Annotated in this window: 10 protein-coding genes; 1 reads left to right on the forward strand and 9 read right to left on the reverse strand. The window is 59.0% G+C overall.

Translation table 11 applies throughout. From position 1 onward, the window contains the following. Position 1: 1 nt before the first annotated feature. From F475_RS05135 to F475_RS05145, 3 genes are all read right to left on the reverse strand, one after another. On the reverse strand, positions 2-1,531 hold the full coding sequence (locus tag F475_RS05135; RefSeq protein WP_018925842.1) for a glycosyltransferase family 39 protein: 1,530 nt from the start codon (positions 1,529-1,531) through the stop codon (positions 2-4). Positions 1,532-1,558: 27 nt separating this feature from the next. Next, on the reverse strand, positions 1,559-3,280 hold the full coding sequence (arnT, locus tag F475_RS05140; protein WP_064617811.1) for a lipid IV(A) 4-amino-4-deoxy-L-arabinosyltransferase: 1,722 nt from the start codon (positions 3,278-3,280) through the stop codon (positions 1,559-1,561). A 187-nt stretch (positions 3,281-3,467) separates the two neighbouring features. Continuing rightward, positions 3,468-4,145 (reverse strand): histidine phosphatase family protein, encoded by a 678-nt coding sequence (locus tag F475_RS05145; RefSeq protein WP_111453315.1) that lies wholly within the window; start codon positions 4,143-4,145, stop codon positions 3,468-3,470. A gap of 299 nt (positions 4,146-4,444) precedes the next feature. On the opposite strand from F475_RS05145, the gene F475_RS05150 reads away from it, so the two are divergent. Further along, positions 4,445-5,716 carry a HAMP domain-containing sensor histidine kinase gene (locus tag F475_RS05150; RefSeq protein ID WP_111453316.1) on the forward strand — a complete coding sequence of 424 codons (1,272 nt, stop codon included), beginning with the start codon at positions 4,445-4,447 and terminating at the stop codon, positions 5,714-5,716. A 6-nt stretch (positions 5,717-5,722) separates the two neighbouring features. Here the strand turns inward: F475_RS05150 and F475_RS05155 are convergent, their stop codons facing one another. The 6 genes from F475_RS05155 to F475_RS05180 all read right to left on the reverse strand — a co-directional run bounded on the left by F475_RS05155 (position 5,723) and on the right by F475_RS05180 (position 11,738). Next, positions 5,723-6,277 carry a membrane integrity-associated transporter subunit PqiC gene (locus F475_RS05155; protein ID WP_064617815.1) on the reverse strand — a complete coding sequence of 185 codons (555 nt, stop codon included), beginning with the start codon at positions 6,275-6,277 and terminating at the stop codon, positions 5,723-5,725. Positions 6,278-6,292: 15 nt separating this feature from the next. Beyond that, positions 6,293-7,948 carry an intermembrane transport protein PqiB gene (locus F475_RS05160; protein WP_111453317.1) on the reverse strand — a complete coding sequence of 552 codons (1,656 nt, stop codon included), beginning with the start codon at positions 7,946-7,948 and terminating at the stop codon, positions 6,293-6,295. Next, complete coding sequence (locus F475_RS05165; protein WP_111453318.1) at positions 7,929-8,609, reverse strand: paraquat-inducible protein A; 681 nt, start codon at positions 8,607-8,609, stop codon at positions 7,929-7,931. Before F475_RS05165 ends, F475_RS05160 begins: the two co-directional genes overlap by 20 nt. After that, complete coding sequence (locus F475_RS05170) at positions 8,606-9,202, reverse strand: paraquat-inducible protein A (RefSeq protein WP_111453319.1); 597 nt, start codon at positions 9,200-9,202, stop codon at positions 8,606-8,608. The genes F475_RS05165 and F475_RS05170 overlap by 4 nt, the downstream gene beginning before the upstream one ends. A 149-nt stretch (positions 9,203-9,351) precedes the next feature. Further along, entirely contained in the window at positions 9,352-10,653 is a 1,302-nt protein-coding gene (locus F475_RS05175; protein WP_111453320.1) for an FAD-binding oxidoreductase, read from the reverse strand. Then, the gene (locus F475_RS05180) at positions 10,650-11,738 is read right to left on the reverse strand and encodes a polyamine ABC transporter substrate-binding protein (protein ID WP_019578877.1); all 1,089 of its coding nucleotides are present in this window, start codon (positions 11,736-11,738) and stop codon (positions 10,650-10,652) included. Before F475_RS05180 ends, F475_RS05175 begins: the two co-directional genes overlap by 4 nt. Positions 11,739-11,787: the final 49 nt, after the last annotated feature.

Genomic DNA, 11,787 nt, shown 5'->3' on the forward strand with positions numbered 1-11,787 from the left:
CCTATTCGGCCCGGGGAATATACGCCACGCTCTGGTCTTCACGGCCGTGGAATATGCGCTCGCCGTTGGTGGGCGTGGTGGTGATGACCTGATGGTCGGCACTCAGGTAGTCCAGCGGTACTGCATCACCGTTGCGGTACTGGGTGATAACGATGGTGCGTTGCGGGTCCCAGTGCTGGCCGCTGGTGTTGTCCAGCCAGGTCATCAGCGCGGCGGTATCGCCGGTGCGAGGAAAGTCCTGGCTTTGCTGCACGTAATAGAAGGGGGCGCCGCCGGTTTGCAGGTACATCGGCACTTTGTTGTCCACCTCGATCATCACCATGCGCCATGTATTGAGCGGTGCGCGTTTGCTGGCCTCAAGCCTGACCGTCTCACCGAACTGAACCACGCCGCCACCGCCGTTGGTCCAGGGATAGAACACACCGAGTATCGCCATCAACAACACAGCGGTCAGGCCGAAACCGATTTTCAATCGGCGACTACCGAACCTGTCTGTGGCGTTGCGTTCGGCCATTCGCCGGGTGATCCACCAGGCGCCCAGCAACTGGGCGAAGGGCACCAGGGGCAATACGTAGTAACTGCGTCGACTGCCGCTGGCCGTGAAAAACAGCATCAACAGACCCAACCCCCAAACCAGCCAGCGCGTATTGGGTTCGACGCTGCGCCAGTGGCGCAGCGCAAACCACAACCCCAGCATCCAGCAAGGCGCCCATGGCAGAGTGTAGACCGGGAGGTAAATCAAATAGGTGTAGATCGGTCCGATGTTGTCGAAGGGCTGGAAAAACCGCACGACGTTTTCCCGCAGCACCAGGCCCAGGCCACTTTCGCCATAAGTCGGCGCGCCGTAGAGGTGCGACAATATGAATGGCGTCATGTAAAACGCCCCGGCGATGACCAGGGCGCCGCACAGCCGCAGATTGAGATGGCTTTTCCAGCGACCGTCCTGCACCACATGCGGTAATAGCAGCAAGCCCGGCAGAATGAAGCCGATCAGGCCTTTGAACAATGAGGTCAGGGACAACAGCAGGAAAAACACCAGGTAACGGCTGAAACGCGTGTCTTGCGGCCCGCGCCAATACCACCACACCGCCGCCAGCACACCGCAGACGGTGAGGATGTCGGCGGTGGCGACCCGTGCCCAGAACACGAAATAAAAGGTGGTCGCCAGCATCCACCCGGCAATCAACCCGGTGCCTTTGCGCATTAGCTGCTCGCCGATCAAGTACACCAGCCAGACGCTCAGCCAGGCGGCAACCACCGAAGACAAGCGTAGTGACCAGTGCCCTAAACCGCCGGTCAGCCAGGCGGTGGCCGTGATCAGCCAGTAGGAGGGCAGCGGTTTGTCGTAATACGGCCCGCCCTTGAGGTAGGGATCGAAATAGTCACCGCTCTGGAGCATTTGCAACGCGATGTTGGCCCAGCGGGTTTCCGGCCCCCATAACTCCCGCGTGCCCAGGCCCAACAACAAAATCAGCGCAGAGGCGCCGAGCAGGAGCGCCAAGGCGCCCCTGTCACTAGCCCGAAGGTTCATAGCGGGTTTCCTGTAGGAAGAACGGTGTCAGGGTTGGCTCTGCGGGAATATCAGAATCTCCAGGTGGCCGCGCTGATAGCGCTTGCCATCGATGGGCAACATCTCGACTTCCTGCATCTCCGCGACACTGTTAACCCGCATCACCACGCCGACCGCGCCTTTTTTGCGGGCCTCGGTCATCCATTGCCCGACGTTGTCCAGGGTGACTTTACGTGACGCCATGGCGGGATCGTCGAGGCCATATTTCAGCTCGCCGACAGTGTTGAACAGATCGACCTGAGGTCGCTTCAGGCGCCACGACAAGGCTGACGCCGCGCCCAGATCGTTGCTGAGCAACGATGTCGTCTGACTCAAGGCATCCAGATGCTCGGCGATGAACTGGTCAGGCATTTGGCTATTGACGATCTGCGCCGGCATCGCTGCCGGCAACAACGCTACCAGCAGCCAGATGCCGAGTGCCGGCATGGCCCAGAATATCAATGGACGCAGCACCTGCAAGGCGTTGGTGATGATCCAGCCGAGCAACACGATGAACGCCAGGGACAGGGTGAACATCTCGGTGTTTTCGTAGACTTCCTTGGTGGCTTGCAGATAAAGCAGGGCGATCAGGGCGCTGGTGGCGATGACGACGTTGATCACGCCGTTGATGCGAATGATCCGGCCTCGTCCTTGATTCAATAGCTCCATCACTGCGTGTCCCATCAGCAACGCCAGAGGCAACAGACACGGCATGATGTAGGTCGGCAGTTTGCCGCTACTGAAGCTGAAGAATGCCAGCGGCAACAGCATCCAGAGCAACAGAAAGCCGATTACGGGCTGGCGCTTTTGCTGCCAGGCCTGAACGAGTGTCGTTGGCAACAAGGCAGCCCACGGCAGGCTCGAGGCGACCAGCAGCGGCAAATAGAACCACCACGGGCGCGCGTGTTGCGCATCTTCGCCAGCGAAACGGCGGATGTGTTCGTGCCAGAAGAAAAACCGCCAGAAATCCGGTTCCTGATGGTGAATGGCGAGCACCCACGGCAGGCAGACCACCGCGGCCACGACCACCGCCAGTGGTCCGTAGCGCAACAGCTCGCCCAGGCGTCGCTGCCAAATCATGTAGGGCAGGGCGATCAACACCGGCAACAACCAGGCGAGAAAGCCCTTGGTCATGAAGCCCATGCCACAGGCAAAACCCAACAGCGCCCAAGCGCCGAGTTTGCCGCGGGAGGAATGGCTATCGATGGCAAACCACAACGCGACCAGGCTCAAGTTGACCCAGAGCGTGAATTGCGGATCGAGGTTGGCGTATCCGGCTTGCCCGGCGATCAGGCCGAAGCTCATGTAGAGCAAGGCGCAGATAAAGCTCTTGCTCGGATCATTCCAGAATCGGCGAGCAATCAGGTAAGTCAGCCAGACGCTCAGCCCGGTGCTCAGCGCCGAAGCGATACGCACACCAAACAGGTTGTCGCCAAACACCGCTTGACCGATGGCGATCATCCAGTAACCGGCGATGGGTTTCTCGAAGTAGCGGATACCCATGAAGTGCGGGGACACCCAGTTACCGCTCAGCAGCATTTCCTGACTGATCTGGCCATAGCGGGTTTCATCGGGAATCCATAGACCATGGGTGACTAGCGGCAGCAGGTAGAAGACCACGTACGCCAGCAGCAAGCCGGGCACGATCCAGCGTTCGGTGATGGGCAGCGCACGCGCGGTGCCACGCAATAAAGAGCCGTCGGGGTGGGGCAACAAGTTATTGGACGTCATGACTCGACCTTGGCGCAGAAGGATGTTGCTCCGCCAGGTGCACGCTTGCACTAGCGGAACTTTTTACATAAAGCAACACAATAGCGATGTGGACTACAGAAGTTGCGTCAGCCATCTAATGGTTACGGACTAGTTATAGTCTGCCCGAGCAAAAAGGCTTTCTCGGCTTCGACTTTTTTTTCCGCGATTATTGTTTCAAGGCTTTGCCGTGCAACAGCGTCTGCCAGTCAGTGGCATTCACAATGCCGAGTACCTGAGGTTGCCCGTCGGCGGCAATTTGCACGAACAAGGCACTGCCATACTTACTGGTCGTCGCGTGCTTGAAACCGGTCTGGGCTTCGAAGTCGCTGATGCAACCGCTGTGCGTGACCAGCACCAGATTTCGATGGGCTTGCTTGTGCGCCACCACATCGTTACGCATGGTTTTGCCACAACTGACCAGCCATTCCTGGGTCGCCGCGTCTTTACCGAACATGTAACGCGAGGTTTGCGCCGTGCGGGTGGTTGGGCTGCTCAGCACATCGGTCTGGGTCATGCCCAGCTGCACAAAGCCTTGGCCCACGGCTGTGGCGGCTTCGCTGCCGACTCGGGTAATACCGTCGGCGGGGCCAAGGCACGGATTGCTGGACTGGTCGCAGCGTTCCGCATGGCGAACCAGTGCCACCACTTCACCGGCTTGCCAGCGATCGAGCAGGCTGTTGGTCGCTTCGGACCCGGCGGTCACCAGGTTGATCGGCGATCTGGGCCACCAGACAAACCCCATGACGAGTGCCGCGATAACCAGAGCGGCCGTTGCCGCGACCAGTTTGCCCAGCCGCGATGCAACGATTCGTGCTGGCTGTTTGCGCGATACATGATCAACCATGTTTTGTTTACCCGTCGGTACGCAATAGAGAACAACTTTCAAATACAACCCAGCGTAACAACGCTTGAAGGGTCCTGGAAAGACACTAGTTCAAGGGAGGTGTCGGAGTAGTGAAAGGGATGTGAAAAATTTGCGTAGAAAAATTTCAGTACTTTTTTTTAGTTGGTTGTTGCAGCGCTTGTCTTGAACACCACGTACAGTGGTCTATGGTCTATCTTTGGTTCGCGTCTCGGCTCTGCGGCATCGGCCCGATTCAGCAGATGGCGCGGTTTGAACCGGCAGTGGAGCCAAGCAACAGAATGGATTTCAAACTGAGTCTGAATAAACGGATTGTCATCGTATTTGCCTTGATGAGTACCTTGGTCGCGGGCGTATTTGCGATGGGCATCGTCGCGACCGTGCATGTGGTGGATCGAAATATCACGGCTTCCCGCCTGGTAGGAGGGCTGCACCGCTTGCTGTCGATGGAAAACAGCGCCGGGTGGAGCCATCAGCCGGAGAAAGACGAACTGTTTTTCATCCAGGAAGGTCCGGGTGCGATGGCGCTGGATAAGGAACTGGCGGCGCTTGCACCAGGTTTTCAGGAAACGCTCTACGCGGGTTCTAAGTACTACGCCATGGTAAGCCTGGTGGGCGGTCGCAAATACGTTTTGTTGCGAGACCGGCGAAGCGTCGAACAGCGTGAACAGGCGTTATTCTCAGTGGTGGTCGTCGGGTTCGTCTTGAGCATCCTGCTCGCGGTTTTGTTAGGCCGGATGCTGGCCAGGCGTGTGATGGCGCCGGTCATTCGTCTGGCGCACCAGGTGCGTCAACGTGAGCAGTTGCTGGAACTGGCCCCTGAGCTTCATCCCGACTACGCGGCCGACGAAGTGGGAGCGCTGGCACTTGCCTTCGATCAGACCCTGGGCCGGTTGCGTGAGGCACTGGACCGGGAAAAACTCTTTACCAGCGATGTCAGCCACGAACTGCGCACGCCATTGATGGTATTGGGCAGTTCCTGCGAATTGCTGCTAGCCAATCCCTCGCTTGACCGGCGCTCTGTGGCTCAAGTCAGTCGAATTGCCCGCGCGAGCGACGAAATGCGGCAATTGGTCGATACGTTTCTGATGCTGGCTCGCGATCGGGAAGACTCTGATACCGCAGCAAGTGCGACGCTCAAAGAAGTCGCCGATGCTCTCGTGGATATCTGGGCGCCGCTGATCCGGGAAAAAGGCATCGAGTTTATCTACGACAATGAACAGGTTTCGTCGGATCGCCATAACCTGACGTTCCTGCGATCGGTCATGGGCAATTTGCTGCGCAATGCCTGGCATTACACCGATCACGGCTACATTCGCCTGACCCTGCGGGCGCGCGGTTTCAGCGTCGAAGACAGTGGCATAGGCATTTCGGAAGAAAAACGCCATACGATGTTTCAACCGTTCGTTCGCGGTGACGAGCGCCGGGGAGAAGGCCTGGGACTGGGGCTTTCACTGGTCCAACGGATTTGCACCCATCAGAATTGGCGAGTGGAACACAGCAGCCTTCAGCCCAACGGCAGTTGTTTCACCATTGAACTGGAAGGCGTCTGATGACTGTTATTTAGTTGCCGGGCAGCTTTTCGATGTGCCGGCGGTAGCCTGGCTGATGGTGGCGGCCAAGCGCTTCACATTGTTCTGATGAGCCACCACCAACTCATCGATACTCGTGCCGGAAGGCGTCTGCAAGGTGCTGCGGCAGGTGACTAATGCAGCATCGCCTTCGCCGAGTTTGCGCAGGCGCCATTTGACGTCGATCAATGCGTACTGACCGGGTATCGAATCAAAACGCTGAACGTCCAGGCGCAACGACACTTTGCGCTGCGGGTTACTGTTGACCAGTTGATCGACCAGGGCACTGCGCAGTTCCTCCGACAGGCTTGCGCCCCACCATTGTGTTTCGAGGATTGCCAGGCCGGCGTTGCCTTGACGAATGACGATCTGCGGACGGTCGACCTGGGGCGGCACGGTGATGCTTTCGATCTGGATGTCCGCGCCGCCGCTTGCACCGCTCGGTTGAGCCGGGGTCAGGGTGTGGAATTGAATCGGCTCACTGCGGCAAGCGGCGAGTAGCAACAACGCAGTGACCAGCGTGATCTTCAGCGAAAATGCCATGGGTAGCTCCTGTGGTCAGTTGCGCGGTGGCCCTTGCAGATCCATCGGCGCGGCATTGTCGGGGCGGCCGCGAATCAGCGATTCCGGATGCCGTCCCATGTAGTCCGAGAGTTCACGCAACGACCGCGACATGCGTCCAAGCTCGTCCAGGGTCTGGCTCAGTTGTTCCCGTTGCGGCGAATCTTCGGCGAGGGTCGAACTGGCCGATTGCAAGGTCTTGCTGACGTCCGACAGGGTGGTTTGCACGCCGGGCAGGGTCTTGGCGTTGAATTGCGCTAAGCCTTTGCGCAGTTCGACGAGATTGCTGTCCAGGTTGCCGGCTATGCGTTCGATAGGCAGTTGGTTGATTTTGTTGACCATGCTTTCCAGTTTTTCCTGCAACTGCTCAAGACTGCCGGGAATGGTTGGAATAGAGATAGGGCGGGCAGCCGGATCGAACGCGACTTTCTCCGCCTTGGGATAGAAGTCGAGCGCAATGTAAAGCTGACCGGTCAACAGATTGCCGCTACGGGCCTGAGCTCGCAGGCCGTTTTCGATGAAGGAGCCTAGCAGGCGCACGGTTGCAGATTCGTCATTGGGGTCATGCTTCAAGGCCTCGAGCATTTTGATGTGAGCCTTACCAAGACGTTGCGGGTAGATCACGATGCCGACATTGACCGGGAAGCTGCGTTTTTTCGCGTCGAAATCCAGATTGACTGCCACCACCCGGCCGATCTCCACACCAAGAAACTCCACCGGTGCATCAACCTTGAGCCCGCGCAACGCCTGATCGAAACGCAAGCTCAGGAACTGTGCCTTGCCGTTGGGCGGGGCGAGGGCGGTGTGCTCATCCTCGAACAGGTCGAAGGCTTTATCCTCGATGGCCACTTCATCGTTGGGACTGTATTCCGGCGCGCGAAAGGCGACGCCGCCCACCAACAAGGCCGACAGGGATTCGGTCTTCACCGAAAAACCGTTGGCGCCGACATTCACATCAATACCGCTGGCGTTCCAGAACCGGGTGTTCTCGGTGACGAAGGCATCGTTGGGTGCGTGTACGAAGATTTCGATGTTCACCCCTTTGCCGTCGGCATCCAGTTCATACGCCACCACTTGCCCGACGGGGATCTTGCGGTAGTAGACGGGGGAACCGATGTCCAGCGAACCGAGGTCCTGAGTGTGCAACATGAAGCGTTTGCCCGGCTCGCCATAGGTAATGGGCGGCGGGTTTTCCAGCCCGGTGAAGTGTTTGGAGCGGGCATCGGCCTGGCCGATGTCGGCACCAATGTAGTCGCCCGACAGCAAGGTATCGATGCCCGAAACGCCACCGGCACCGATACGGGGCCGCACAACCCAGAATTGCGAGTCTGCGCGAGTAAAGCTTTCGGCCTGTTTGTCGAGCTGGATCGTGGCGTCGACGCGTTTCTGGTCGCCGCTCAGTTTCACTTCCGAGACGCGGCCGATGACCACATTGCGGTATTTGACCTCGGTCTTGTTGGCCACCAGGCCGCTACCTGTCTTGAACGTGACGGTAATGGTCGGGCCTTCCTGCAGCCAGCTGTGCACCACCAGGGAAATCCCCACCAGCACCGCAACGATCGGCACTATCCATACCAGTGAGACGCTGAAGCGACGGGTCTTGATCGCGGCCTGGCCAGGGGCATGCGGACCGTCAGTGACTTGGGACTTCATCCATGCGCTCCTCATCTTTTGGGTTTTCCGGCTCTTGATCCCGTTCTTTATCCCGCTCTTTATCCCAAATAAGTCGCGGGTCGAAACTCATCGCCGACAGCATGGTGAACACCACCACCAGACCAAAGAACAGAATGCCCGGGCGCGGTTCGATATCGCCCAAAGCCTGGAATTTCACCAATGCCGCCACCAGCGCAACGACAATGACGTCGAGCATCGACCAGTAGCCGATCAGCTCGACGAAACGGTAAAGCCTCGAACGTTCCTTGCGCGCCCAGAAGCTGCCGCGTTGCACCGTGATCAGCAGCAGGGAGAGAGCAACGAACTTGATGCCCGGCACCGCGATGCTGGCAATGAAAATGATCAGCGCAATGTCCCATGCACCGTGTGCCCAGAACTCCAGCACACCGCTCATGATGGTGCTGTCGGAGCCGTTGCCGAACAGACTGGTGTTCATGACCGGCAGCAGATTGGCCGGGATATAAAATACCAGTGAGGCCAGCAGGTAGGCCCATGTCCGGGTCAGAGAGTCAGGTTTGCGGGCATGCAACGGCGCGCCGCAGCGTTCGCATTCGTGAGGTTGATCGGTCATGTCGCAGGCCATGCCACAACTGTGGCACAGGCACAGGTTGAGTTCGCTGGCGAGCGGTGGCCTGTTCATAGGGTGTCCCACAAATCACGTACATCGCGCCCGGCGATGCGGATCAGCAACAGGCTGAGGAGCGCCAGGGCAAACATGCCGATACCCGGCAGCACATCCAGCAGCCCGGCGAGTTTGAACACCGCGACCATCGCCCCAAGCAAGCAGACTTCCAGCATGCTCCAGGGTCTGAGGGTTTCCAGCCAGCGCATGCACAGCTTGAAGCCTGGGGAGCGTCGGGAGGTAAGGGCGAAGCTCAATACCCAGATCAACAGGAGCAGCTGGAACATCGGCGCGATGATGATGGAAATCGCCGCCACCAACGCGATGAAAGTGATCGGCCCCTGGCTCAGCGCCACCACCGAATCCCAAAGTGTCGCGCTGTTCTTCATGCCCTTGAGGCTGATGCTCATGACCGGATAGAAATTAGCGAAAGTCCACAGCACTGCCGCCGTGAAACTCAGCGCCAGGCGTTGTTGCACCGACAAACCGTTGTAACGCGCAAGCACGCCGCCGCAACGGACGCACAGGGCCTTTTGATGTTTGGCGAGCGTGACTTTTTCATACACGCAGTCGCAGTGCTCGCAGATGATCAATGGGGCAGTCGTCGCCATGGGCCGCACTCGCCGGGAGGCAGAAATGTCAGAGCACTCCCTCAATATAGAAGTGACTTGCGATTGAGCAAATTAAATGACTGATCAGGAGGAAGGAGAAGGACGATCATTCCCACGCAGAGCGTGGAACGATCGCAGTTAACAGAGTTTCAGCCAAGCAATTCGCGCAACCGGTACCAGAACATGCCAAGCGCCAGCAGCGGTGAGCGCAGGGCTCGTCCGCCGGGAAAGGTCATGTGCGGCACGGCGCTGAACACGTCCAGCCCCTGGCTGTGCCCGGCCTGAATCGCTTCGGCCAGCAACCGGGCGCACCAGTGGGTCACGTTCAGGCCATGGCCGGAATAACCCTGGGCGTAGAACACGTTCGGGTACTGGCTCAGGCGGCCGGCCTGGGGGAAACGGTTGGCGGTGATGCCGATCTTGCCGCCCCATTGATAGTCGATGCGCACATCCGCCAATTGCGGGAAGACCTTGAGCATTTTCGGTCGCATATAGGCGCCGATGTCCACGGGGTCGCGCCCGGAATAATGGCAGGCACCGCCGAACAGCAAGCGTCGATCCGCCGAGAGCCGGTAGTAATCAAGGCCGACTTTCTGGTCGCACAGCGCCAGGTTCTGCGGGATCAGCTGAGCGGCCACTTCGGGTGCCAACGGTTCGGTGGCGATGATGTAACTGCCCGCCGGCAGCACCTTACCGCTCAGGCGCGGTTCGAGTTCTTCCAGATGTGCGTTGCAGGCCAGCACCAGGCTGCCGGCGCGCACTGTACCGCCGGCGCAGCGAACCTGCACGGTGCTGCCGTGGACCAACTCCAGCACCGGGCTTTGCTCGAACATCCGTACCCCGAGCAATTGCGCCAGCCGCGCTTCGCCGAGCACCAGATTCAGCGGATGCAAATGCCCCGAACCCATGTCGATCAGGCCGCCGGCATAAAGGTCCGAGCCCACCACTTGCTGGCGGATCTGCTCGGGGCCGACGAGTCGGGTTTCATGGGCGTACTCCAACTCGGCGAGGCTTTGCAGCTCTGCCTTGAACGCAGCGAACTGCGCCGGTGTATTGGCCAGTTCGCAGAAGCCCCAGCGCAGGTCGCAATCGATGCCATGTTCACGGATGCGATTGCCCACCAGCTCCACGGACTCGATGCCCGCACGCTCCAGATAACGCACGCCTTCCTCGCCGACATAACGGGCGAACCCACTGACGTCATGGCCAATGCCACGGATCAACTGCCCGCCATTACGACCGCTGGCGCCCCAGCCGATCCGCCGGCCCTCCAGCAGAATCACCGAGAGCCCGCGCTGCGCCAGTTCGATCGCGGTGTTGACCCCGGTGAACCCGCCACCGATCACGCAGACATCGGCTTCAAGGTCCGAATCCAGCGTAGGGTAGGGTGCCATGCCATTGGCCGATGCCGCGTAATAGGAGCGGGCATGTTGCTTGTCATGCTGATTCATTGGTTGGACTTCACTTTGCTCCAGGAACGGGTCATCAGACGCATGATCGCCTGGGGCGGGGTGGTGGAAATGTAGAGTTTGTCGAGGACGTCCTGGGGTGGGTAGACCTCAGGATTATTGACCAACTCTGCATCCATGTAGGCCTTGGCCGCCGGGTTCGGATTGGCATAGCCCACCGAGGCACTGACCTTGGCGATCACTTGCGGGTCCAGCAGGTTATTGATGAAGGCGTGGGCCTCTTTCGGGTTGCTGGCGTCGGCGGGAATTGCCAGCAGGTCGAACCACAGGTTGCTGCCTTCCTTGGGGATCGAGTAGGCGATGTTCACGCCGTTCTTCGCTTCCTTGGCGCGATTGGCCGCCTGGAACACGTCGCCGGAGTAACCGAAGGCCACGCAGATGTCGCCGTTGGCCAGGTCCGAGACGTACTTGGAGGAATGGAAGTAGGTGATGTAAGGCCGGATGCTCAAGAGTTTGGCTTCGGCTTTTTTAAAGTCCTCAGGGTTTTCGCTGCGTGGGTCCATGCCCATGTAGTTGAGGACTGCCGGGAATACTTCATCAGCCGAGTCCATCATCGACACACCACACTGGCTGAGTTTCTTCAGGTTCTCGGGTTCGAAAAACACGGCCCAGGAATCGATGTGATCAATGCCCAGCACTTGCTTGACCTTGTCGACGTTGTAGCCGATGCCGTTGGTGCCCCACAGATACGGTACGGAATGCGCGTTCTGCGGATCGTTTTTCTCCAGCAGCGTCAGCAGTTTCGGGTCGAGGTTTTTGAAGTTGGGCAGCTGCGATCGATCCAGTTTGAGGAACGCACCGGCCTTCACCTGCCGCGCGAGAAAGTGGTTGGACGGCACCACCACGTCATACCCGGTGCGGCCGGCGAGCAGTTTGCCTTCCAGGGTTTCGTTGGAATCGAATACGTCGTAGATCACCTTGATCCCGGTTTTTGCCTGGAAGTCGGCGAGGGTGGTCTCGCCGATGTAATCGGTCCAGTTGTAGACGCTGACGCTTGGCTGAGCCTGCGCCCCGGCGCTGAACAATACCGCCAGCGCGACCGGAACCACGGATTTCAATAGACGCATATCGACACCTCTTTGAGTTATTTGGCTTTGTGGGAGCGGGCGTGTGTTT

Origin of the sequence: Pseudomonas sp. URMO17WK12:I6 (assembly GCF_003253625.1) — a bacterium.
Taxonomy (GTDB): Bacteria; Pseudomonadota; Gammaproteobacteria; order Pseudomonadales; family Pseudomonadaceae; genus Aquipseudomonas.